Raw genomic sequence first — 22,611 nt, 5'->3', positions numbered from 1 at the left:
GAGCCGTGTGAGGTGAAAGTCTCATGCACGGTTTTGAAGACCAGCGGGATTGGTGACACTCTCGCTGAGTTTAATCATTTTGCGATTACCAGTGATGGTTCTAAGTTCGGCAATCCCAAGTATTTCGTCAAACGTCAACGAAACTTAAAACGTAAACAGCAGAAGCTTGATCGCAAAAAGAAAGGCAGTCAGAATCGAAAAAAGGCAAGACTGGCGGTGGCAAAAGTTCACTCCAAAATTGCCCGATGCCGCGAAGATTCTCTTGCGCGTGCTATCCCGCAAGATAGTTAACGAAAACCAAGTTATTGCAGTGGAAAATCTCAACATCAAAGGCATGGTAAAGAATCATAATTTAGCCAAAGCCATTAGTGATGTTGGCTGGGGTATGTTCTGCACAATGCTTAAGTACAAGGCTGAAAGTGAAGGTAAACAATACATTGAGATTGATCGATGGTTTCCTAGCTCAAAAACTTGTCATGCCTGCCTAAATCAAGTTGAGCATCTCACTCTTGATGTTAGGGCATGGACTTGTAAACATTGTGGTACTCATCATGACCGTGATGTAAATGCAGCCCTCAACATTAGAAATGAAGCCTTGCGGATTTTGGCGTTAGGAACTAGCGCTTCTGCCTGTGGAGGGGATGTAAGTCGATCTGGCAAAACTTCGGTTTTGTTGGACGCCCCGCCCCGTTGAATCAGGAAGCCAGCGCTGTACCAATGAAGTGGTCAGCGTCTGGTAGTTCACTCAACACTCAAGGCATCGAACCACTGTAAAATCCGATTCCATGCCCACCAGCGATCGCTATCAGCAAATTGATGCTGACAACGTTTACTACTGATATGCCCAACATGACCGCCGTAGGCTGTCACCACTAATTCTAAGGCAGGATTGTTCGCGCTAATGGCTTGCAACTCAGGGACAAGCACCGGGTCAAACATCGGATCGTCGGCTGCATAAAGGATGAAAGTGGGTTTTTTGAGATGAGGCAAAATGTGTAGAGCGCTGCTAGCGTCATAGTATTCTTCCACAGAGGAGAAACCTAACGGGCCAATTACCAGTTCGTGGTCAAAGCCCCAAATGCTGTTGGCGCGTTCAATAGCGGCAGGATCGATCGCCCCTGGATGCGTTTTAGCGATGTTTTTTGCTAGTTTTTTTAACTGTCGCGCGATCGCTTTTTCTAAAAATTTCCCCCACTCATCTTTAACTAGATAAGACAGAGAACGGTTCGAGTCCAAGCTGGGGCAAATAACCGCCGCGCCTGCTAGTTCTGACTCTTCGATCCCTAAGTCAGGCCCCCAATCTGCGATCGTCTGAGCTGATTTTACGGCCCACAAGGCTAATTGTCCGCCCAGGGAATAAGCCGTGAACCAAAAAGGGGCGGGACATCCCATTTCTTTAGCAGCGGCAGCAATCCGAACGAAATCTTCGCCTTCGTATAGGCCATCAGAAGTCAGGGTGGGAGAGAGTTGGGCAGTTTTGCCGTGAGCTCGCCAGTCAAATAATACCACTGCACAGCCTTGGGCATAGGCTTTACGGCCTAGTAGCTTCAGATACCATTGATTATCCAGATCGCCAGTAATGCCGTAAGTGCCGACAATGGTATATCGGGGATTTTCGGGGATGGCAACCCAGCCGAAAATCGGGACTCCACAGGCACCAGTAAAGATGTGTTCTCGGTAAGGGGGCTCTGGGTAAGGGATCGTCTTTTCCCAACCGCGACTAGCCCTTAATGCCGTGTACAACGTCATTAATAGGCCGTTGTTGAGCAGCCAAGGTGGAGTATAGGCAAGGGTCATAAGCGAATGTCGGAAATGTCTGTCTCGTTGGTGGGATTTTTTTACTTGACAGGTTGGCTATTCTAGCGAATAACCCTGAAAATCGCAATACTTTTTGAGTAAATGCACTCAAGGGCGAAGTCAAGCCAAAATATTAATGGCTATTCATTTGGAACCATTTATTGGCGAATAGAGAAGAATGCCAGCTAACGAGGTTTAGCATATTGTAGCGGATCGCCCAAACTACAAAAACCTGGTTGCTTTCAGAAACAGGGTTTCTGAGTCTTTCATCCCCGCGCAGATGTACAATAGGACGATCGCACTCTCCGACTCCAAGCGCGATCGATCCCTACACCCTGCCCGAAATGGGCAACATCAGATAGAACGCAGTAAAAAAATATAAAATGCAAGCAATACAACTGTCTTTATTCTCAAATGAGTCAGAACCAATTCCTGCCAAAAAGCAGAAGAAAGCAAAATTAGGGCGTTACGAACGCATCCAACGCGAACTAGAAGCAAATGACTGCGACCCCTACAAGATATTCATTGATATTGAATCTCAGTCACTGCCAAAATCAGACTATACATTTGTCGATCTTTTTTGCGGTGCGGGCGGCATGACCCAAGGTTTATTGCAAGCAGGTTTTCGACCAGTAGCAAGCGTTGAAATTAATCCCATCGCCTCGGCAACTCATACAAAAAACTTTCCCCATTGCCATCACTTGTGCGACGATATAAAAAACTTAAATCCCCAAAAGTTGCTCGCTGAAATCGGTTCGCCAGAAGTTCATGTTGTTGTAGGTGGGCCGCCGTGTCAAGGCTTCTCTGTGGCAGGAAAACGCGACCCCAACGACCCTCGAAATCGCCTCTTTAGAGAGTTTGTCCGCGTTGTCTCTGAAATACGTCCTTGGTATGTTGTCATGGAAAACGTACCGGGAATATTGACTATACAAAAAGGAGCTGTTAAGCAAGCCATTTGCGAGGCTTTTCAAGAAATTGGCTATCCCCATATGTCCGTTGCTGTTCTGGAATCAGCCGCCTATGGAGTCGCGCAAATCAGGCCGAGAGCCATTTTTATTGCCAATAGATTTGGGATGCAAAATCCCTATCCCAAGCCGCAATTGTTGCCCGAACAATACAAAGCGATTGAGTCAGCAATTGATGATTTACCCGAGTATACTCCCATACCGGAAATTAACCACGAATGGACTCGTCATTCTGTTGAGTACATGGAAAGACTTGCTAAAGTTCCACCAGGCGGTTCTTTGTATGAAAGCTACGCCGATGCTTTCAAGCGACAGTATCCGGGAAAACCGAGCATGACTGTTAAAGAAAATCACGGTGGCACTCATATTCATCCTTATCTCAACCGCGTTATTTCCGCTCGCGAAATGGCTAGATTGCAAAGTTTCCCGGATTCATTTATTTTTGAAGGTTCTATGAAAAAGGCAATGTGGCAAATTGGAAATGCTGTGCCGCCTCGTTTAGCAGAGTGTATCGGTTTTGCACTTATTCCATATTTGACTGATATTGCACTTAACCAGCTTAGCTTAGTTACGATTAAACTTCCCCAACAGATTCAGCAGGTATAGCTGTTTTAAATTAGATACTACTTCTTATTAAGTATTCGTACTATTTCTCCCAGCAGCGTATCTATAGCTTGTGAGCAGTTGACTTGTGTTTTGTTGAGGAGAGATTCGGTATCTCTAATTTGCTCATGCAGAATACCATCACTTATATTTCTTTGGAAATCATCTAGGTTTTTCATCGTTTTTTTGAAAGATTTGCTACCGTTGTAATTATTTACTACTTCAGTGAATTTATCTTTACAAAATATGGGAGGTACATGATCCATAATTGCACGAGTAAGCATGGCAGTAGCAAAATAATTTTCATGAGAATAGTTACTATTTAGTTCCTCAGATAATTTTATAAGTTTTGAAAGATAAAATTTTGATTGTTTTGATGAAATTTCTTTAAGTTCCTGTAGTCTGCCTTCATCAATAAAAGGGTGATTGGGTGACACAGTTAAAGCTCGATCAACCTGATTATTGGATTTATTTGTAGTCGCGATCTTCTCCACTTCAGCTATTCCTTCAAATGTAATACAAACAGCATAATTAATAGAATCCAAATCAAATCTATGACCTAGAAAACCTTGATGTATTAAGTAGTTTGTAATACTGATAACTTGATTTTCAGATAAACCTATATCCTTAGTAATATAACCAAGAGGAATATATTTATCAGGATCGTCTTCGGTAGCTTTATAAATACAATATAGGACTTGATAACGCTTGATTTTTTGTTTTATAACTGCGATATCGACATTTTCGACATTTGGAGTTGACCTCAATAAACGCTCAGTGCTATCGATCAGATTTTGAGTGACCTGATTTTTTACTGCAGCTATTCCTTTAGATGTAATCGAAACATAACAATCAATCTCATCCCATAGAGGACATGAATTATCTATTTTTATGAAATCCTGCGTGGATAAGTATTTGGAAATACTGATAATTTCACTTTCCGGTAAATCTATAGACTTAGCAATATAAGCAAGAGAAATATTTCTCGAATATATATTGGGTTCAGGAGCTTTATAAACACAATGCAAAAAATCAAAATGTTTCTTGTTTAGTTCTTCAGAATATTGACTATCGACGTTCATAGTTAACCTCACTAACATATTTGTACAATCTGTCACATTCAGTCTCTATCAACAGTATATTATATACTGCTTTGTACAAATATGCCCACGTTGTGCGAAGGAATCTGAAATAATCGTTCTAGATTCTTAGTTGCCGGCAATGGTTTACCTTCAGCTTGACAACTCTCGATTAGTAACTCTATTACCTCTCGTGCATTGTAGATAGCTTCTTCCTAAGAATCTCCGTGAGTTATCGGCTGCATTACATCCTCAAATTCCGGCAAAAACACGACAAAGCATCGATCGCCCTCTGACCATTGGATAACAACTGTATATTTCATGGTTCTGAAGTTTCGGGTTGAAATTATTGTACCCGATCGCCCGAAATTCCCCATCCCGACTCAAGACGGAGGCCTCGCAGAGGTACAATAGGACGATCGCATTCCCCAACTCCCACCGTGATAGAGCGCTACACTTTGCCCGAAATGGGCAACATCTGGACTGAAACCGCCAAACTCAAAAGCTGGCTGCAAGTAGAAATCGCTGTCTGCGAAGCTCAAGCCGAACTCGGCTACATCCCCGCCGCCGCAGTCGAAGAAATCAAAGCTAAGGCTAATTTTGACCCCAAACGAGTCCTCGAAATTGAAGCCGAAGTCCGCCACGACATGATCGCTTTCTTGACAAATGTCAACGAATATGTAGGCGATGCCGGACGCTACATCCACCTCGGCTTAACCAGTTCCGACGTGCTCGATACCGCTTTGGCGCTGCAATTAGTCGCCAGCGTCAATATCTTGTTAGAACGTGTCGAAGAATTGAGTCAAGCAATTCGCTATCAGGCTCAACAGCATCGCAATACCGTCATGGTTGGCCGATCGCACGGAATTCACGCCGAACCCATCACCTTTGGCTTTAAACTAGCAGGATGGCTGGCAGAAGTCTTTCGCAACCGCGACCGATTAGTGAATTTGCAATCGTCCATTGCAGTCGGCAAAATCTCCGGCGCAGTCGGAACATATGCTAATATTGACCCGCGAATTGAAGCGATCGCCTGTCAAAACCTCGGACTCGAACCCGATACCGCATCGACTCAAGTCATTTCGCGCGATCGACACGCTGAATACGTCCAAACCTTAGCACTGTTAGCAGCATCGATCGAGCGTTTTGCAGTAGAAATCCGCAACCTGCAACGCACCGACGTTCTCGAAGTCGAAGAATTCTTTTCCAAAGGGCAAAAAGGCTCATCCGCCATGCCCCACAAACGCAACCCGATTCGATCGGAAAGACTGACAGGAATGGCGAGAATCGTCCGCGCCAACGCCGTCGCAGCCTTAGAAAATGTTGCGCTTTGGCACGAAAGAGACATCTCTCACAGTTCCGTAGAACGGATGATTTTGCCCGACAGTTCTACAGTAACTCACTTCATGTTAGTAGAAACCACAGACTTAGTAAAACACCTGCTAGTCTATCCCGAAAATATGAAGCGAAACATGAACCTTTACGGCGGAGTCATCTTCAGCCAGCGCGTGATGTTAGCTTTAGTAGAAAAAGGCACGAGTCGCGAAGACGCATACAAAATTGTGCAATCTTGCGCTCACGAAGCCTGGAACAAACCGGGCGGCAATTTCTACAATTTAATTGCTAAAGACGATCGTGTAACAGCTAAGATGACTACCAAAGAAATTGATGATTGTTTCGATCCGCAGTATCAATTGAGGCACTTAGATTTAGTGTATCAGCGCTTGGGAATTTGAGGACAATTAACACTTAAAAATGACTCAGAGAGAGAAGAGAGCGAGCGTTCTCGCGCTTGTCCCACAGTCCGCCGGGGGTTAAAACCCCCGTCTCATAGCTAAAGTCGGTTAAAACCGACTGAAAGACTCATAAAATAAAAGTTTTAGAGAAATATTTCAGTCCTCTTCAGAGGACTTTAGCTATGAGACAGGGGTTTCAACCCCTGTCGGTCTGGCGGGCTGGCAGACAACATGAAAAGCGCTAAAATTCCCCAAAATATGAAATGTAAAAACTCTATTAAATATCCACTTAACCGAGCCATGAAATTCAACCGATTTACAAAATATTTAATTGTATTCGCTCTAATATTACTATCTACAACCACGCTGAGTTATACAACATCTATTCGCGCTCAGGAGCCGCCACAAGTGCAAATTACCCAACCAGAACCAAACCCAGTAGTACCTGAAATTATTTTCATGAGTCAACTTCCCAGTTCGGCGCGACTGGTTGACATCCGCAGCGTAAATCCCAACATTCGCCTCGATATCCGATACGCCACTACTAACAATTTCTTGAAACGAAAACTTTACCCTATATCCAAATGCGCCTTAAGAACTTCTGTTGCTCAACAGTTAGGGCTAGTTCAAACAGATTTGGAAAAAATCGGATTGGGTTTGAAAGTTTACGATTGCTACAGGCCTTTCTCTGTCACTAAGCAAATGTGGCAAGCTTGGCCAGATCCGCGCTATGTGGCCAATCCTGCTAGGGGTTCGCGGCACAATCGCGGTGCTGCTATTGATTTGACTTTAGTCGATCGCACTGGCAAAGAATTAGAAATGCCTACACCTTACGATGATTTTACCGAAAAAGCTCACGGAGATTATCAAGGCGGCAGCGCCGAATCTCGGAAAAATCGTCAAGTGCTTAAGGATGCAATGAAAAAACACGGATTTATGAGTATCACAACTGAATGGTGGCACTTTGACTCTGAAGATTGGCAGAAATTTGCGATTCTTGATATATCGCTTGGAACGATTCCTTAATTATACTATTTATTAAAAGTCGCCGATCCGGGTAGGGACACGGCCGTGCCGTGACCCTAAATATGTCAGAAAAGTTATTGCAATTTTACCGAAAATTCGTATTCGTATCCTCGGAAATTAGAGTCTAATTGTAATGTGTAACTGCCTGTTACTGGGACTTTTCCTGTCCACTCTGTTTCATTGCCTTGATAAGGATCTCCGGCTAAAAGTTTGCCACCGGGAGTGATAATTTGCGGGAAAACTTCTTGCCGATTCCTAACAGTCATTGTTTGACCTTTTCTAACGCGAATCCGGTAAGAGTGGCTGCCGCCACCGATAATTCTACCTTTGACGATGGCCTCATCTCCTCCCGGCAAAAAATTAATCGGCTGGTTGACGTTAGAACAACTGCTTTCGGTGCGTCTTTTCGCAACCCAACCGGGAACTGGATCGGTAATTCGCAGCCAACCGTTTTGTTCTTCGGCGACTGAAACAAAGGTATTATTTTTGAGTTTTCCTACAATTTGGCTGCCCCTTACTTGGGGGCTCGATCGCACATTTAGCGGTGGATTCGGATCGCTGACTACAGCCTGGGTGATTTTGCAACCCGAATTGGGCGGTGTGACAACTACTGGCTCAACTTTTCGCGGGGAGACTCCTGCAACTAGCGAGGATTGAACAGCCGGGGTTTTTGCAGGTTGGGGTTGGGATTTCGGAGATTCTGCAGCCTGGGTTTGTGCTTGCAGAGATTTTGATTGCCCAGATTCAGGGTTGTTCGTCGGCCCTGCAATCTGGTTTCTGGTGGATGCCGGGGATTCTGCAAGGGGAAGATCGGATTGTTTCATGGCACCCGACTGTATAGTTGCAACAGCCACTCCCACCGCTGTTGCCAGTCCTGCTAAGCTTACTGTGATGATTTGACGCTTGGTAAATGACATAAAAAACCCTCTCTGTATCTATACTAATAATTTTTGTTTGGGAGTTGAGGCGATCGCCAGTTAATTTATAGTGGAAATACTTAGTGCGAGCCGCTGGGTCAGAATTTTTCTATAAAATTTTACATGGATAATTGTCGCAATAATTTGAGTCAATATATACTGGACGCCTATACTGATGGTAATCTTGCTCTGGGTTATTTGCGCGCAAATTTGCGAAAGTAAGCGTTCAGCGCGAGGTACATAAAATGTCAAAATTGATTCCTCTGAGATTACAACCGCCTCGCGATCGATTGTTGGAGAAGGTGAAGCAGGAAGTCCAAGCAGGCCTGGCGCAGTCTTTGCACGCCGCTGTACTGGCTAACCTCAGTCAAGACTCGTCGCCTCTTGGTGTTAACCGCTGTTGGGATGTGGAAGTGAAAGCCGGCAACCGTCCGAGTTTTCGGCTTCCTCCCAAAGCCAGCATGGCTAAAGTATTCGATCGCAGCGGCGGCAAATTGGTAATTTTGGGAGCGACGGGTGCAGGCAAAACTACGACGCTGCTAGAATTAGCTCGCGTGTTAATTTCCCGCGCCCAAAAAGATGCTAGTTTGCCAGTACCAGTGCTGTTTGAACTCGGATCGTGGAAAGCAGAATCCGGGGCGATCGCCGATTGGTTAATTGCTCAACTTCAGTTCAAATACGGCATCTCTCCTGCTGTCGGCAAAAAATGGGTCGCTGAACAACAATTGCTGCCTCTCCTCGACGGCTTGGACGAAGTGGAAACCCACCGCCAAAATATCTGCATTCAAGCAATCAATCAGTTTATTGAAAGCGAATTTAAACCCAAACATTTAGTAGCTTGCAGCAGTTTTGAAGCTTACAAAAACTGCGAAACTAGATTTCGCCTGCAAGCAGCAGTTTTATTGAAACCTTTAACAGAAACTCAAATTCAAAATTATCTGCTAGAAGCTAGAAGCCGCGAACTTTGGTACAGCATAGAGCGCGAGCCGGAGTTGTTGAAATTGGCAAAAGTTCCCTTGCTTTTGAGCATGATGGCTCTGGCTTACGACGATATTTTAATCGAAGCTTGGAAGCGGATAACTTCTGCTGAAGAACAGCGCAAATATCTGTTAACTGCCTATATTCGCCACCAAATCACCGGACAAGTCAAGCAGTATCCCAGAGGTAAAGAACTGCGGCCGGAACAAATTCGCCACTGGCTGGGGTGGTTGGCCAGAAGAATGGAACAGCAAGGAATTCAAGAATTTTACCTCGATCGCATACCGTCTAGCTGGCTGCAAACAGCCGATGAACGGCGCAAGTATCAGTTTGGAGTTAAGCTGCTTGGCGGGCTGATTTGGGTGATTTTGGGATTAATTGCCAGCCTAGTCTCCGGGTCGATTTGGGGATTAATTGCGGGCGCTGTTGCTGCGGTAATTAGTGCTTTGTTGCCGGGACTTCCCGGGATTGAAAGTTTTATATTGCGCCTCGTGCTGTGGTCGAACGGCTACATTCCTTGGGATTACAAGCGTTTTCTCGATGCTGCGACCGATCGCTTGTTGCTGCAAAAAACTGGCGATCGGCGCTACCGATTTATTCACGATTTACTGCAAAAACATTTTTCGGAAATCTAAATGCAAGAGCTTGACAAAATTAAATATAATGGATGTAATTGTGAAGGAGATTCCAATATTAGACAAGCAAAAGGAAACTCAATGACTGTAAAATTCATTCTGAGCGAATACGTTGACCAAGCAATGGCTGAAGCCATGTATGACAAACTTGAAGATCATAGCTTTGTAGGTAAAATTCCCGTTTGCAAGGGAGTCATCGCCTTTGGTTCCACTTTAAAAGAGTGTCAAAATGAGTTGCAATCAACTTTGGAAGACTGGATTTTGCTAGGGTTGAAATTGCGACATCGCTTGCCCGTCATTGACAATATTGATTTAAATATGGGATAGCTTGTCAACTACCACACACTCATCCTACAAAAAAGTTGGCGGTATTTTTGCCATTTGAAATAGCTGTTCCGCCGTAAATTCTAATCCCTCAAAAAGTGGATCTTTTAATAGGGTATCTCCCCTATAAGTTTGCGGTGGTGCATCGGGGTAAAAAACTGTAATGCTTCTCGCCTTGCTATCTACTATCCAAACCCGCAATACCTTAGCATCTAAATAATCTCTCGCTTTAGCAGCTAACTGACCGAAAGTTTGTTCGGGTGAAATAATTTCTATGACTAATTCTGGGACTACAGGACAGGCTTCATCTTGATTCCAGTCAGGAGATAAGCGTTGGTAAGAAACATATAAAAGGTCTGGTACTGGCACCCAGTCTCGCCCGTGGCGGGTTAATTTCACCGCCCATTATACACCAATTTCTCCCCGTTCGTCACCCCACTGTTCGAGGAGTTTTATTAGGCTTCTGGTGAGGCGAGAATGAAATTTTTTAGGTGACATTTTCGGTACTGCTTGCTCGTCAATAAGTTCGTAGGTAATATCGCCTTCTCCTTCGGGAAGAGCGAGAAACTCTTCCAGAGTGAGTTGAGTTTTTGTCTGGAGCATAATATTCCTCTGCGGTGGGCAGGCAAGTTAGTATTATTTTAACTTAAATATTCATTGACATAATACAAATGTTATGATAGAGATTGGTCAAGTCTCAGGTTTTAACTGTCAAATTTGCGATCGCCTCCTCATCCACACCCCCAAAAGGTTAAGATTCTAATCTGACCCTCCTGCAATCATTGCTTCACCTCCTATGGCAGAAACCTTATTGTTCAACGCCCTCCGCGAGGCGTTAGACGAAGAAATGGCCCGCGACTCCGCCGTATTCGTACTCGGCGAAGACGTAGGTCAATACGGCGGTTCCTATAAAGTCACCAAAGACCTCTACAACAAATACGGCGAACTTAGAGTGCTCGACACCCCGATCGCCGAAAATAGCTTTACAGGCCTGGCAGTAGGCGCAGCAATGACGGGACTCCGGCCGGTCATCGAAGGCATGAACATGGGCTTTTTGCTGCTGGCCTTCAACCAAATTTCCAACAACGCCGGAATGCTGCGCTACACATCAGGCGGCAACTTCAAAATGCCAATGGTAATTCGCGGGCCCGGCGGCGTGGGCCGGCAACTCGGCGCGGAACACTCCCAGCGCTTAGAAGCATATTTCCAAGCTGTACCGGGTTTGAAAATAGTTGCCTGTTCGACTCCCTACAACGCCAAAGGACTCTTAAAATCAGCCATTCGCGACGATAACCCCGTTCTATTTTTCGAGCACGTTCTTCTTTACAACCTCAAAGAAAATTTGCCAGAAACAGAATATTTAGTGCCGCTGGACAAAGCAGAAATTGTGCGATCGGGCAAAGATGTCACAATCGTGACATATTCGAGGATGCGGCACCACGTCATGCAAGCCGTGCCCGCACTCGTAAAAGAAGGTTACGATCCAGAAGTAATCGACCTAATTTCTCTCAAACCCCTGGACATGGAGACGATCGGCGCATCCATTCGCAAAACTCACAAAGTAATTATTGTAGAGGAGTGCATGAAAACAGGAGGCATCGGTGCCGAACTAATTGCTTCGATTAGCGATCGATTTTTTGACGAACTCGACGCACCGGTTTTGCGGCTGTCTTCACAAGATATTCCCACACCTTACAACGGCAATTTGGAAAGACTGACAATTGTCCAGCCCAACCAAATTGTCGAAGCCGTCCAAAAAATGGTAGCTTTGCGAGTATAAATAGTGATTAGTCAGTAGTCATTGGTTGACTGTTGACTGTTGACTGTTGACTGATGACTGATGACTGTTGACTAAAATCTGCCAACTGCCAACGGCCAACTGACCAATGACTAATAATTAAATATGCAAAAACAACGTTCAATATTAGCCCTAATTTTTGTTCTAATCATCGCCGCCATTACTGTAATAGTAACAATTCCGACGCGGCTGGGATTAGACTTGCAAGGAGGGTCGCAACTCACAATTCAAGTAAAAACTACCCCCACAATTCCCAAAATTGACCAGGGAATGTTAGAAGCAGTGCGGCGGATTGTCGAAAATCGCGTCAACGGTTTGGGAGTTTCCGAAGCATTAGTCCAAACAGTAGGAGAAGACCAAATTCTCGTGCAGTTGCCCGGAGTAAATGACCCGCAGCAAGCAGAACGAGTTTTGGGCGGCACGGCAAAACTAGAATTTCTGGAACAACTGCCCGGAACAGAAGCACAATTAGCCATTGAAAGGCAGTTGCAGCAGGAATTGCTGGTCAAACAAGAAGAATTGAAAATTAGCCCTAATGAGGCAGCAATTAAAGAAAATCAGGCTGCTTTGAAAAGAAGCAATGAGGCGATCGCCAAACTCTTCAAAAGCAGCGGACTCGGTGGCGAAAACCTCAAAGACGCTCAACCTCAACCCTTGGCCTCTGGGAACAACTGGAACGTTGCTCTCGTTTTCGATACCCCAGGAGGCGAACTATTCGCCCAACTAACGAAAAATTTAGCCGGCACCGGACGCAGTATCGGTATTTTCCTAGACGAAAGAATGATCAGTTCTCCAGTCGTCGGCGTTGAATTTGCCCAGGCAGGAATTACTGGTGGGAGTGCCGTAATTCAAGGCAACTTTACAACGCAAGAAGCCAACGATTTGGCAGTGCAATTGCGGGGCGGCGCTTTGCCAGTGCCTGTCGAAATTGTAGAAAACCGCACAATCGGCGCTAGCTTGGGTAAAGACAGCATTCAAAGCAGTATTAACGCAGGTATCGGCGGCTTAGTTTTAGTCTTGATTTTCATGGTGGCCTACTATCGACTCCCCGGCGTAATTGCCAATATTGCTCTGTTAATTTATGCTCTGTTAACTTGGGCAGCTTTCGTGCTTTTGGGGGTGACATTAACGCTGCCGGGAATTGCTGGTTTCGTGCTCAGCATCGGGATGGCCGTGGATGCTAACGTGCTGATTTTTGAGCGCACGCGGGAAGAATTGCGGGCGGGTAAATCGCTTTATCGATCGGTCGAATCGGGTTTTTACCGCGCTTTTTCCAGCATTTTAGATGGCAACGTCACAACGGTTATTGCTTGTGTTGCTTTGTTCTGGTTGGGCGCTGGTTTAGTTAAAGGGTTTGCTGTAACTCTGGGATTGGGCGTAGTAGTGAGTATGTTTTCTGCTATTACTTGCAGCCGCACTCTACTTTTGGTAGTGTTGAGCTTTCCGGCGCTGCGAAAACCTCAGTGGTTCTGTCCCAATTTGTCGAAAACTGCTAATAGTTAACTGTTGTTATTAGTTATTAGTTATTAGTTATGTGTTAGTTAGCTGCTACTAATAACCAATAACCAATAACTACTGACTTCTTCCTTCAATCCGTTACATCCGTTACACAATCCGTTGCCGAACTTCCCTCTTCCTTCAAATTATGAAATTCAGTGTTATCAAACAACGATCGCTCTGGTGGAGTATTTCCGCCGCTATAATCCTTGCAGGTATAGTGTCGATGGCGATTTCTTGGACTCGTCCCGACATCCGCGCACCGCTGCGCCCCAGTTTAGATTTTATCGGCGGCACTCGGCTGCAATTTGAACTCGACTGCACAAAACCGGAAAATTGTAAACCCATCGATATTGCTGCTGTCCGCGAAGTCCTGGACGCCCAAGGTTTGGCAGGTAGCAGCATTCAAGTTATCGGCCAAGAACAGCGAGGTTTGTCGCTGCGAACGAAAACTTTGGATGTCGAACAGCGGACTGAGTTGCAAACAGCCTTGAGCGAAAAGATAGGCGCTTTTGCTCCTCAATCTACTCAAATTGATACAGTTGGGCCTACCCTCGGTAAACAATTATTTACTTCGGGATTGTTGGCTTTATTTCTTTCCTTTGCTGGAATTACGGTTTATCTAACGTTCCGGTTTCAGTTGGATTACGCCTTTTTTGCTTTCGTTGCTCTGTTCCATGACGTGTTGGTTACTCTTGGTGTTTTCTCGTTTTTGGGTTTAGTTCAAGGAGTGGAAGTTGACAGTTTATTTGTGGTCGCGCTCTTGACAATCATCGGTTTTTCTGTTAACGATACAGTGGTAATTTACGATCGCGTGCGAGAAATAATCAAGCTAAATCCGGGACAGTCGATCGATCAAATTGTCGATGATGCTGTTATGCAGACCATGGGAAGGTCAATTAACACGACTTTTGCTACTCTCCTGACACTGTTTTCCATCTTTTTGTTTGGTGGCGAAACCCTCAAATACTTTGCTTTAGCATTGATTGTCGGCTTTATTGCGGGTGCGTATTCGAGTATTTTCATTGCCAGTACCCTGCTAGCTTGGTGGCGCAGTCGCACGGCCCACTCTATCCCCGTCCCCGCAGAAGGAATCAACCAGTCAGAGGAAGTTTAATTGTCAGGACTCATCAGTCATTAGTTATTAAGCTGCTGACTGCTGGTAACGGTTAACTCAGGACTAAGGCAAAAAAATGGTTTGACACGCCACTTATAGCGGTAAGCTGCGCGCTGGGTACCCTAAATACTAATGACTAATAACTAATGACTAATGACTAATGAAAGCGACGCAAATTTTCAAATGGAAGTCCAAAGGCTTCACAAACTAACAGTTTATGGCCGATGGTTAACTGTGATATTACTGTGGATTAGCGTCGGTTCTTTGAGCATTTGGGGTTTGCGCCGCGAAATCGCTTTGTGGTTAGAACACTTCACTTGGGCGGCGGTGCGCTACGGTTTATCTTTTAATCGCTGGCCAACTCTCGGTTTGGGTTTGTGCTTGGGAATGACTTTAGCGGTGCTAACTTGGCAAAGTCGCAATATGGTGCGAGGATTGCCCCTGCGGGAAAAACAGGGTTTGGAACAACAAGTGCGGCGCATTCGCCAGCGGGGGCCGAGTCATCCTTTGTGGAAGTGGGTTTGCAAAGGTTCGCGGTAGCCGACGGGCTTTATTCTTTAGTCTCAAGCCAGAGGAACGAAAGTTTGACTCTTAAGCGGTTTCAACGGCCGAGTCCCTAACTTTTATTGCTTCTTCCTTCTTCCTTCTTCCTTCTTCCTTCTTCCTTCTTCCGACGGACATCGGACTGACATCCGTTACATCCGTTACATCCGTTACACAATCCGTTGCCGAACTTCCTTCTTCCTTCTTCCTTCTGTTGTATCACGCAAAGCGAGGCAAAATATGTGCTACGGAAGACTGTTGAAGCGGAATTTCGATCGCAAATTCTGCTCCTTTTCCCAGTTCCGAAAAGCACTTCAATGCGCCGCCGTGTTGGTTGACAACAATTTCATAGCTAATTGACAGTCCCAAACCCGTTCCTTGGCCGACCGGCTTAGTAGTAAAGAAAGGGTCAAACAACCGCTTCCGAACCTCTTCTGTCATCCCCGGGCCGTTGTCAGAAATTTTAATTATTACCTTTTTTTTCTCAATTAATTCGGTGCGAATCCGAATCGCAGGAATCAGGCTGGTAGAGTTAGAAAGTGATGATTGAGTCGTTGTACAAGACTGCTTTTGGTCGCCTAAGTGCGACTTTTTAGGGGGGGTTTTATCGACATTTTCGTATTTATTAGACTCAACCAGAGCGTAAATTGCATTAAGTAAAATATTCATAAATACCTGATTGAGCTGTCCGGGATAGCACTGCACCAGCGGCAAGTCGCTGTATTCTTTGTGAATTTCTATCGCCTCCTGCCCCGGTTTCCCTTTAAGCTGGCTTTGCAAAAGCATAATCGTGCTGTTGATACCTTCGTGAATGTTGACCTGCTTCATTTGAGCTTCGTCTAACCTGCAAAAATTCCGCAGCGACAAAACGATGTCCCGCACTCTTTCTGCACCTTGCTGCATAGAATTTAAGACTTTCGGCAAGTCTTCTAGCAAATAATCGAGTTCGATTTTTTCTGCTTCCGCTTCAATTGCTGCGATGGGTTCGGGACAGTGCTGTCGGTAGATGTCGAGCATCCGCATTAAACCTTGCGTGTACTCTTTAGCGTGGTGCAAATTGCTATAAATAAAGCCGATCGGATTGTTAATTTCGTGAGCTACTCCGGCTACTAACTGCCCCAAAGAAGACATTTTCTCTGTTTGAATTAGTTGAGTTTGAGTGCGCTGAAGTTCTAACAAGGCAAGTTCGAGCTGTTGGGCTTGATGTCTCAATTGCGCTTGCGATTCTCGCATCGCCACGGTTGATAACTCGTGAATTTGCAACTGAGAAAGCAGCAGTTGGTGTACGTCTAAAAGTTTGTAAGTTTCCGGTTCTACTTGTACTACAATTGGTTCGTGGATGAGTTCGGGCGATCGCTCCAAAGACTGCCGCACTGCCGTCATAATTGAGGTTTCGCGATCGAGAACCAACATATCAGTTTTAGTAAAGCGGTAGAGTATGAACAAAGGCTGTTGAGAAAATAACTCCAAGCTGTAGGGGCGGCTCATGTGTTCAAAATAACGCCGCCGCGAAATCATCCCTATAAACTTTCCTCGCTGAGTGATGATGATGCCCGGAACTAAAGGGTTTGCTTGAAAAATTTTAGCAACTTCGGCCCCCGGACACTCAGATTCTAGGAGAAAGTCGTACAGGGTTAATTCCTGTAGAGTCGATCGCAAACCAAGCGGCGATTTTAGGGGACTCAACCCGTCAGTTTCATACACTGCTCCCTCCTTTGGTAATTGGCAGTTGCGGTTGGCTGCTGGAGTCTTGCCTACTATTTAGACGGCGTTTTTAACTCTTTTTATAGCTTAGTTATCACCTTCCCTCTGCTCCCTGGAATTTAGTTAATTCAGCAGGATTTTTTTTCCTTAAATCATGCTGGTGTCCCCCGAAACGATATTGCAGGTTAGATTGATTTAACAGCCAATACCACTTTGAAACCTGACTATGTATTGAATTTTATATATCCAAGATTTTACTAATCCGAATATAAAAGTCATAACTATTTTTAATGTTTGATGACATTAATTTGGTTCAGATGGATAGACATCTGCGACCTGTGGTAGTACATTTCGTATTACCCCTTGCGTAAAATTATATTACAATAAGACAACAATAGCGACAAATCGGCAGCCGATCGCCCGATTTTAAAATTCAGGCAAAACAGGTTTCTGGAAATTGCCAATGAATCTCAATTGTCAGTTTTTTTGCACAAATGCCGATCGCACTCAACCCGAGGATTGTCATGTAGGGAGTCTTCCAGCCAGGGACAGCCGATAGCGAGCAATTTGTCAAGTTCGGCAGCTTATACTTTAGCCGCATCGACACTCCAAAGCTTCACCGACGAAATTTTTCCCGGCAGATGCTAAAATTGTGCGATCGCAACTAAAACTCACATTCCACACATCCGCTTAATGTGCCTTAAAAGTTTCCACAAAAGTACGGTCGGGCCACGAACTTGAGATTCAAACTCGGTCGCTGGCAAATCCGACACGGAGAATCAAGAGGAAGCAGAAAGAAATAATTCTATTTTACCCGACTTTTCCCCAACTTCAACTTCAATTTGAGGAAGTTGGTTTGGTTACGATAATATTTCGATCATTATTATTTCTCCTCCCCCTTGATTTTAGGCAATTCTCATTAGAAACTCTAAGATGTTGATTTGAGGAACCTCGCGGGGTGGGGTTTGGTTGGGCGATCGCACTGGGCTAAATTGAAATGACATTTGAGGAAAGTAAGCGACGGTTTCCATGTGCGGTTTCCCAAAGTAGAGGTGGTAACTATATACACGGCGGGACGATCGTACTTTCAGTACAATGTCACTATTTCAACCGGTACACCTGTTGAGTCTGAGTCTCGGAGAGTGTGAAAGTCCCTTTAATCATTGGGCTGTCTGGATCAGAGGTTTTTGAAGAGTGGGGCGGTGCGAGGCCCAGAAGCAGACTGTTAACCAAGCGGCACTAGGGAAGTCGGCAGCTAGGGCCTACCGAGGAAGGATTTTAGGCGATCGCCGTTAAATATCAAGAGAAAAAAGCACGATAGCACCAACAGCAATATCACCCAAAAGAATGATTGATCGACAAAAAGTTGCGTGTTATAATTCTAAATAATTCTATACAAAAATACTTTTACCTAAAAGGAGAACAAAAAATGGACACCCCTACAGAGCGCCTACAAGAACCGGTCGGGACAAGAGAACTCGAATCAATACCTGTATCTGAAAAAGTTTCTTCCCAAAAAGTTAGTGAGGTTAATTTTGAAACGACTCCTTTAGAAACCCCAGCTTATACTCAGCAAAAAGTTAGCGTCGAGGAGGTGAAAATTAACGGCGACGATTTGGTTGCTAAAGTTAAAGAACTGATTCACGAAGGAAATATCCGCCGCATCATTATCAAAAATGAAGAGGGACGGATTTTGGTAGAAGTTCCTCTGACGGTGGGAGTAGTCGGTGGAGTGATCGGTGCGGCCTTGTTTCCAGTCATTGCAGCAGTAGGAGCGATAGGTGCATTAGTCGCTCACATGACTATCATCATTGAAAGAACCGAGTAAAAAAACTCAGTTGTTAGTAATAGCGGATGTCCGGTTAATTTCCCGCAATCAACCTTGTTGGTAGTGAGTAAGACCCTCCTCTCTTTATGGATGAGAGAAAAATGACCTTTATTACTACTAAAATAATTGTGGTTATCTAACCGGACTTAAACAAACTTCTAGCACAAACTGGCTTGATAAATAGATGGCTAGTAACTGTTACTACTCCCTTCTCTTTTTTCCCGATTTCTAGGCTCTATTGCCCTCCCACTCTGGCAGTAAAGTTGCCACTTGTAACGGTTCAATGAATCATCTAAGATGAGGTAAAATCCCTGGCTGATCGTGGTTTGATGACACTGGTTCATTACCTTCAAGTGACGTTGATTCATTTCACTGAATGACCAAGGCGCTGCGCTTAAAAAATGGTGTAATTTGTGGTAAGTTACTCGCACGGCGTGTGCCACCATCGGCGAGAGGTGGTTTGGCTCACTTTCTCCCAATAATTCGCCTAAATAGTTCCTAAACTCCCGTTTTTGGGCTTGATGACGAAAGATCTCGTCAAATCTTGGACACCATTTATAAAAGCAGGGGGGCATTGCGGCAGGGGTTGTCTCCTTCATTGCTCATCTTTTAAGTTTATATGCTTGCAGAGCAAGTATATAAACTCATTTAGCCTGTATTTTTTGTTTAAGTCCGGCTAATCCTATTCCCTTGGAGGACTCAGACAATCACTCGGAGGGTAGAGCCTGGTTAATGCGTTCGTTAGTTAGATTCGATACAGATTAAGGAAAAGCCAAAAGTTCTCTAAACTCCCTAAGCATTAAGGTGTTAAGCATTTAAACCGGGTATGACTAAAACCCCCAAGGTTTACACATGAATATTGACTGAATCTTGGCTGAATCTTGACTGAATCTTGACTGAATCTTGAGTGAATCTTGACAGTGAATCGAAGTAAGTGATTTAAATGCTGAACAGCTTAGCTCAAGTTTTCAAACCAGAGCATCTCCTACAGACAAATATTTTTTGAATAGTTGTGGCGAAGATAATTATGAAACCTAACGAAGAAAATAGCTCTAGCCGTGAAATTCATCAAGAAGTTCACACAGATGCAACTAACGGTCACGTCAGTACAACGCGAACTACTAAAAGTGTTCCGAGTACAACGGGGAAGGCTTCTAAAGAAGCAGCTCATCACCAAGGTTTTGTACAGGGTGAAATGGCGGAAAACCACCGCCAACTTGGAGTCCAAGAAGTCCGCGATAATGAGAATGCTGGTCGCGGGTTACTGTTAGGGATTCTTCTTGCTTCTTTGGCAGGCTTAGTTCTGGGCAGTGTATATTACTTCAATCGGGGTGAGGAGGCTCCTACTCCTACTGCTGCTCCTGTGATTGTTGTACCGAAAGCGAATCAACCTTCAGCAACACCTGCTCCGACTCGGACTATAGAGAGAGAAAAAACGATCATTCAAAAGATTGTTCCGGTTCCGGTTCAACCATCTCCTGTTCAAAAGGCTGCCCCTGCTCCTCAACCAAGTCCAGCTCAAAAGGCAACTCCGGCTCCTCAACCAAGTCCGGCTCCCAATATCAATATTACAATTCCAAATTCACAGCAGCAAGATGCACCTGCTCAGCAAGCAGCACCGTCTCCATCTTCGCCGTCAAATAATACCAATACTACGGTTCCGACTCCGCAGGATGAGCCAGCTTCCACTGCGCCAACTCCAGCACCTGAGAGTTCAGCTACTCCATCTCCCACTCTAGATGAGGGCGCTCCTGGAGCAGGTACCAGCGGCGAAACCAATACGGAAAGCCAGAGCGATTCTAATCCTACGGGTACGGGTGTACCTGAGAGCAACTCCGGCGCAGAGGGTGCGACTGGTTCACCGCAATAGAAGTTGGATGTCGAATTAGCCCGCCAGGGGTTCAAACCCCAGGCTCATAGCTAAAGTCCTTTAAAGAGGACTTTTTTTATGGTTTCAACTGAGATCTTGCACCATTGTCAATAAGCCTGCTATGGGCGGGATCTCCTGCCCACCCCACAAGAAAACTCATTCTTCGTCGAACAGGCCCGAAAGCCTGTTAAGCGAGAATGGTGCAACATCTCAGACTAACCGGACATTGTGGCTGAACTCAAGAAACCTAGTTTCTGCAATGGAAAACGTTTTAAGATTGTGCCAACCTATCTTAAGAAACAGTTTGGTGAACTAATTTAACTTTCCCTAAAGCCGTCTTCCTGCTCTCAAAGAGTTTCATCACGCCGGAGGAGATGGTCTCGATGACATCGGGAGCGCAGTAAGAGAGAAACTCTTCCGAGGAAGTAGGATCTGCAAAAAACTCTTGAGCTTTCTTCAACAAGTTTTCAGTTTCAGCAAAGCCGATAGATTTGATAATAAACGTAGAAACCGGGGAGTTTTTAATATCATAGCGCGATTCTTGATTGCGTCCTATTTCTAGCAGGTATAACACTTCTCTTTGCAACTGAGTCTCTAAGGGGTAGGCGCTCTGTCTGTTGGGCAAGTAATCCTCCAAAACCGAGGTTTTAAATCCTGGTGTCCGCAATTCTCCCATCATCGTTGAAAGCGGAATATCGCGCCCCAAACGGTAGGAAAGAGCTTCTAAAATGGCGATGGTAATTAGCTTGACACCAAAATAAAGTTTAGCAACTTCGATATTTTTGCGAGTTCGGGCAATCAGGTTAGCGTAGGTTTCATCGTCCGGCTCTTGCATAAACTGCTGGAAAACCAGTTCGGGTTTGAGGAACTTCAAAAATCCTTCCATTTTTTGCAGAGACTTGCGATATCCGGCAACAGTATAGGAATTAACATTGGTCAATTCGTGGTTGGTTTCTGGCATCAAGTTCCAGGTATTGTCTAAGAAATTAGAGGAATTTGGAGAGGCAAAATTCTCGACATCTCTATTTGCTAACCTGACAGCACGCTTGACAATTTCTACGGTTTGGGCATCGCTCCATCCCAAGTTAAAATCGCGGTTCGCACTTACCAAACGCTGGTGCAAAAGTTCGATCGCGCTCAAACCACTGGGCGAAAGCGGACGAAAAGGAATAGTAGCTTCGATGCAAGCGGCGATTTCGGCGATCGTACTAGCTGGCAAAAAAGGCTCCAAACATTTGGCAGCAATAACGGCACTCAAAAATTCGTTTTCACCCGCAAACCGAGAGAGAGCCTTGCCGGGAATAAACCCAAAGACTGAGGCCACTAGGTGATACATGGCATCGTCGGGCAGTTCGGTTTCATCTCTAATAACTAACTGGGATCGCACCTCTTTGACAAAAGGACAAAGGGCGCTGCTAATATTGAAACTAACCCCCTGATCGACTTGCACGTACACGAGGTCGTGAAACAGCGCAGCCAGCACCTCGATCGGATCGACTGACCCCCCGACCTCAAAAATGTGTTCCGACGTGTGAAAGGAGCGCCAAGGCCCTCTCATCGCTTGAATGATTAGCTCAGCTATCTGCTCCAGCTTTGAAATGTCTACTCGACCTCCCAATTGCTCGATCGAGCTTACCAAGCAATCCAAGCACCGTTTTTGTTCTGCTAAAAGCTCCATTTACACACCTCCAGTGCATTCCCTGATTGTCTTCCGCTTGATTGCATGGTATCAAAACGCGCTGCGATCGTGCCATGATTCGTCACTCAAAAATTTCAAATTTTAGGGTGAAACAGGGAGAGGGGGCGAGGGAAAGAGGAATAGCGAGGAATAGCGAGGAATAGCGAGGAATAGCGAGGAATAGCGAGGGAGAGGGGGAGGGGGAACTTAAATATTAAAAATTCTGCCGTTGTGGAGATTAGGGCAACTTGGGCGATCGGTATCATAAATTACAGTAAAAATGACAAAAAGTGGGTAACAACTTGATGAATTTTTGATTAAATTATGAGGGGTTTTTGACAAAAGCTGTGGGTGGGTGGCATTGATACCAGCTTCAACCTGCGGTGGTATAAATACAGCGTCCAGCCTCAGAATAAGATTCGTAGACCTGCTGATAAACCGGGTGCATCTCACTTTTGCAAATATATGAAAAAAGCGCCAAAATGAAAAAGCTAGTAAAACTGTGAAAAAAGATGA

21 protein-coding genes and 3 pseudogenes are annotated in these 22,611 nt (G+C 45.0%); 13 read left to right on the top strand and 11 right to left on the bottom strand.

Translation table 11 applies throughout. From position 1 onward, the window contains the following. Together QUA47_RS25255 and QUA47_RS25250 are read left to right on the top strand one after the other, a co-directional pair. The coding region (locus tag QUA47_RS25255; RefSeq protein ID WP_333432779.1) for a transposase at window positions 1-291 on the top strand (291 nt) is incomplete at its 5' end. Next, complete coding sequence (locus QUA47_RS25250; RefSeq protein WP_333432778.1) at window positions 239-694, top strand: RNA-guided endonuclease TnpB family protein; 456 nt, start codon at window positions 239-241, stop codon at window positions 692-694. The genes QUA47_RS25255 and QUA47_RS25250, both read left to right, overlap by 53 nt. 47 nt (window positions 695-741) lie before the next feature. Here the strand turns inward: QUA47_RS25250 and QUA47_RS25245 are convergent, their stop codons facing one another. After that, a complete protein-coding gene (locus QUA47_RS25245) occupies window positions 742-1,797 on the bottom strand; it encodes an alpha/beta fold hydrolase (RefSeq protein ID WP_333432777.1) in 1,056 nt (351 codons plus the stop codon). A gap of 383 nt (window positions 1,798-2,180) precedes the next feature. Between QUA47_RS25245 and QUA47_RS25240 the strand changes: the two genes are divergently transcribed. Continuing rightward, window positions 2,181-3,368, top strand: a complete 1,188-nt coding sequence (locus QUA47_RS25240) for a DNA cytosine methyltransferase (protein WP_333432776.1) — start codon at window positions 2,181-2,183, stop codon at window positions 3,366-3,368. A 17-nt stretch (window positions 3,369-3,385) separates the two neighbouring features. On the opposite strand, the gene QUA47_RS25235 is transcribed toward QUA47_RS25240, so the two are convergent. Both QUA47_RS25235 and QUA47_RS25230 read right to left on the bottom strand, forming a co-directional pair. Next, window positions 3,386-4,447, bottom strand: a complete 1,062-nt coding sequence (locus QUA47_RS25235) for a hypothetical protein (RefSeq protein ID WP_333432775.1) — start codon at window positions 4,445-4,447, stop codon at window positions 3,386-3,388. Between the two features lie 59 nt (window positions 4,448-4,506). Further along, window positions 4,507-4,767: pseudogene (locus tag QUA47_RS25230) on the bottom strand (type II toxin-antitoxin system HicB family antitoxin). A 117-nt stretch (window positions 4,768-4,884) separates the two neighbouring features. On the opposite strand from QUA47_RS25230, the gene purB reads away from it, so the two are divergent. Both purB and QUA47_RS25220 read left to right on the top strand, forming a co-directional pair. Continuing rightward, window positions 4,885-6,180: an adenylosuccinate lyase gene (gene purB, locus QUA47_RS25225; protein ID WP_039886630.1), complete on the top strand. Its 1,296-nt coding sequence runs from the start codon at window positions 4,885-4,887 to the stop codon at window positions 6,178-6,180. 300 nt (window positions 6,181-6,480) lie between these two features. After that, window positions 6,481-7,206, top strand: a complete 726-nt coding sequence (locus QUA47_RS25220) for a M15 family metallopeptidase (RefSeq protein ID WP_333432780.1) — start codon at window positions 6,481-6,483, stop codon at window positions 7,204-7,206. Window positions 7,207-7,280: 74 nt separating this feature from the next. Here the strand turns inward: QUA47_RS25220 and QUA47_RS25215 are convergent, their stop codons facing one another. Further along, a complete protein-coding gene (locus QUA47_RS25215; protein ID WP_333432774.1) occupies window positions 7,281-8,123 on the bottom strand; it encodes an SH3 domain-containing protein in 843 nt (280 codons plus the stop codon). A gap of 245 nt (window positions 8,124-8,368) precedes the next feature. On the opposite strand from QUA47_RS25215, the gene QUA47_RS25210 reads away from it, so the two are divergent. Together QUA47_RS25210 and QUA47_RS25205 are read left to right on the top strand one after the other, a co-directional pair. Then, window positions 8,369-9,736 (top strand): NACHT domain-containing protein, encoded by a 1,368-nt coding sequence (locus QUA47_RS25210; RefSeq protein ID WP_333432773.1) that lies wholly within the window; start codon window positions 8,369-8,371, stop codon window positions 9,734-9,736. Further along, the gene (locus tag QUA47_RS25205) at window positions 9,737-10,063 is read left to right on the top strand and encodes a hypothetical protein (protein ID WP_333432772.1); all 327 of its coding nucleotides are present in this window, start codon (window positions 9,737-9,739) and stop codon (window positions 10,061-10,063) included. It begins immediately after the preceding gene. Between the two features lie 24 nt (window positions 10,064-10,087). On the opposite strand, the pseudogene QUA47_RS25200 reads toward QUA47_RS25205, so the two are convergent. Continuing rightward, window positions 10,088-10,663 (bottom strand): annotated as a pseudogene (locus QUA47_RS25200) (Uma2 family endonuclease). Window positions 10,664-10,856: 193 nt separating this feature from the next. Here QUA47_RS25200 and QUA47_RS25195 point away from each other — a divergent pair. The 4 genes from QUA47_RS25195 to QUA47_RS25180 all read left to right on the top strand — a co-directional run bounded on the left by QUA47_RS25195 (window position 10,857) and on the right by QUA47_RS25180 (window position 15,012). Next, window positions 10,857-11,840, top strand: a complete 984-nt coding sequence (locus QUA47_RS25195) for an alpha-ketoacid dehydrogenase subunit beta (protein ID WP_190657462.1) — start codon at window positions 10,857-10,859, stop codon at window positions 11,838-11,840. 123 nt (window positions 11,841-11,963) lie between these two features. Then, window positions 11,964-13,361 carry a protein translocase subunit SecD gene (secD, locus tag QUA47_RS25190; RefSeq protein ID WP_333432771.1) on the top strand — a complete coding sequence of 466 codons (1,398 nt, stop codon included), beginning with the start codon at window positions 11,964-11,966 and terminating at the stop codon, window positions 13,359-13,361. Window positions 13,362-13,503: 142 nt separating this feature from the next. Then, the gene (gene secF / locus QUA47_RS25185; protein WP_333432770.1) at window positions 13,504-14,472 is read left to right on the top strand and encodes a protein translocase subunit SecF; all 969 of its coding nucleotides are present in this window, start codon (window positions 13,504-13,506) and stop codon (window positions 14,470-14,472) included. Between the two features lie 153 nt (window positions 14,473-14,625). Then, window positions 14,626-15,012, top strand: a complete 387-nt coding sequence (locus tag QUA47_RS25180; protein ID WP_333432769.1) for a hypothetical protein — start codon at window positions 14,626-14,628, stop codon at window positions 15,010-15,012. Window positions 15,013-15,088: 76 nt separating this feature from the next. Here the strand turns inward: QUA47_RS25180 and QUA47_RS25175 are convergent, their stop codons facing one another. From QUA47_RS25175 to QUA47_RS25165, 3 genes are all read right to left on the bottom strand, one after another. Continuing rightward, window positions 15,089-15,238 (bottom strand): hypothetical protein, encoded by a 150-nt coding sequence (locus QUA47_RS25175; RefSeq protein ID WP_333432768.1) that lies wholly within the window; start codon window positions 15,236-15,238, stop codon window positions 15,089-15,091. After that, window positions 15,235-16,719 carry an ATP-binding protein gene (locus QUA47_RS25170; protein ID WP_333432767.1) on the bottom strand — a complete coding sequence of 495 codons (1,485 nt, stop codon included), beginning with the start codon at window positions 16,717-16,719 and terminating at the stop codon, window positions 15,235-15,237. Before QUA47_RS25170 ends, QUA47_RS25175 begins: the two co-directional genes overlap by 4 nt. 905 nt (window positions 16,720-17,624) lie before the next feature. Next, complete coding sequence (locus QUA47_RS25165) at window positions 17,625-17,750, bottom strand: hypothetical protein (RefSeq protein ID WP_333432766.1); 126 nt, start codon at window positions 17,748-17,750, stop codon at window positions 17,625-17,627. Window positions 17,751-18,148: 398 nt separating this feature from the next. Between QUA47_RS25165 and QUA47_RS25160 the strand changes: the two genes are divergently transcribed. Then, window positions 18,149-18,547 (top strand): DUF4342 domain-containing protein, encoded by a 399-nt coding sequence (locus QUA47_RS25160; RefSeq protein WP_190657451.1) that lies wholly within the window; start codon window positions 18,149-18,151, stop codon window positions 18,545-18,547. Between the two features lie 238 nt (window positions 18,548-18,785). On the opposite strand, the pseudogene QUA47_RS25155 reads toward QUA47_RS25160, so the two are convergent. Next, window positions 18,786-19,146, bottom strand: a pseudogene (locus tag QUA47_RS25155) (transposase); the annotation flags it as partial. A 428-nt stretch (window positions 19,147-19,574) separates the two neighbouring features. Here QUA47_RS25155 and QUA47_RS25150 point away from each other — a divergent pair. Further along, window positions 19,575-20,417 (top strand): hypothetical protein, encoded by an 843-nt coding sequence (locus QUA47_RS25150; protein WP_333432765.1) that lies wholly within the window; start codon window positions 19,575-19,577, stop codon window positions 20,415-20,417. Window positions 20,418-20,709: 292 nt separating this feature from the next. Here the strand turns inward: QUA47_RS25150 and QUA47_RS25145 are convergent, their stop codons facing one another. Together QUA47_RS25145 and QUA47_RS25140 are read right to left on the bottom strand one after the other, a co-directional pair. Beyond that, window positions 20,710-22,095 (bottom strand): hypothetical protein, encoded by a 1,386-nt coding sequence (locus tag QUA47_RS25145; protein WP_333432764.1) that lies wholly within the window; start codon window positions 22,093-22,095, stop codon window positions 20,710-20,712. Window positions 22,096-22,302: 207 nt separating this feature from the next. After that, the coding region (locus QUA47_RS25140; RefSeq protein ID WP_333432763.1) for a hypothetical protein at window positions 22,303-22,611 on the bottom strand (309 nt) is incomplete at its 5' end.

The sequence above is a fragment of the Microcoleus sp. MON2_D5 genome, from assembly GCF_036701905.1.
GTDB lineage: Bacteria > Cyanobacteriota > Cyanobacteriia > Cyanobacteriales > Microcoleaceae > Microcoleus.
Note: the sequence above shows the minus strand (reverse complement) of the source record. Positions and strands in the feature narration are given on the sequence as shown.

Bases quoted from the DNA above. Each gene is read 5' to 3' on its own strand.
- QUA47_RS25245 (WP_333432777.1), bottom strand. From the start codon at position 1,797: ATGACCCTTGCCTATACTCCACCTTGGCTGCTCAACAACGGCCTATTA.
- QUA47_RS25240 (WP_333432776.1), top strand. From the start codon at position 2,181: ATGCAAGCAATACAACTGTCTTTATTCTCAAATGAGTCAGAACCAATT.
- QUA47_RS25235 (WP_333432775.1), bottom strand. From the start codon at position 4,447: ATGAACGTCGATAGTCAATATTCTGAAGAACTAAACAAGAAACATTTT.
- QUA47_RS25220 (WP_333432780.1), top strand. From the start codon at position 6,481: ATGAAATTCAACCGATTTACAAAATATTTAATTGTATTCGCTCTAATA.
- QUA47_RS25215 (WP_333432774.1), bottom strand. From the start codon at position 8,123: ATGTCATTTACCAAGCGTCAAATCATCACAGTAAGCTTAGCAGGACTG.
- QUA47_RS25210 (WP_333432773.1), top strand. From the start codon at position 8,369: ATGTCAAAATTGATTCCTCTGAGATTACAACCGCCTCGCGATCGATTG.
- QUA47_RS25205 (WP_333432772.1), top strand. From the start codon at position 9,737: ATGCAAGAGCTTGACAAAATTAAATATAATGGATGTAATTGTGAAGGA.
- QUA47_RS25195 (WP_190657462.1), top strand. From the start codon at position 10,857: ATGGCAGAAACCTTATTGTTCAACGCCCTCCGCGAGGCGTTAGACGAA.
- secD (WP_333432771.1), top strand. From the start codon at position 11,964: ATGCAAAAACAACGTTCAATATTAGCCCTAATTTTTGTTCTAATCATC.
- secF (WP_333432770.1), top strand. From the start codon at position 13,504: ATGAAATTCAGTGTTATCAAACAACGATCGCTCTGGTGGAGTATTTCC.
- QUA47_RS25180 (WP_333432769.1), top strand. From the start codon at position 14,626: ATGACTAATGAAAGCGACGCAAATTTTCAAATGGAAGTCCAAAGGCTT.
- QUA47_RS25165 (WP_333432766.1), bottom strand. From the start codon at position 17,750: ATGGAAACCGTCGCTTACTTTCCTCAAATGTCATTTCAATTTAGCCCA.
- QUA47_RS25160 (WP_190657451.1), top strand. From the start codon at position 18,149: ATGGACACCCCTACAGAGCGCCTACAAGAACCGGTCGGGACAAGAGAA.
- QUA47_RS25150 (WP_333432765.1), top strand. From the start codon at position 19,575: ATGAAACCTAACGAAGAAAATAGCTCTAGCCGTGAAATTCATCAAGAA.
- QUA47_RS25145 (WP_333432764.1), bottom strand. From the start codon at position 22,095: ATGGAGCTTTTAGCAGAACAAAAACGGTGCTTGGATTGCTTGGTAAGC.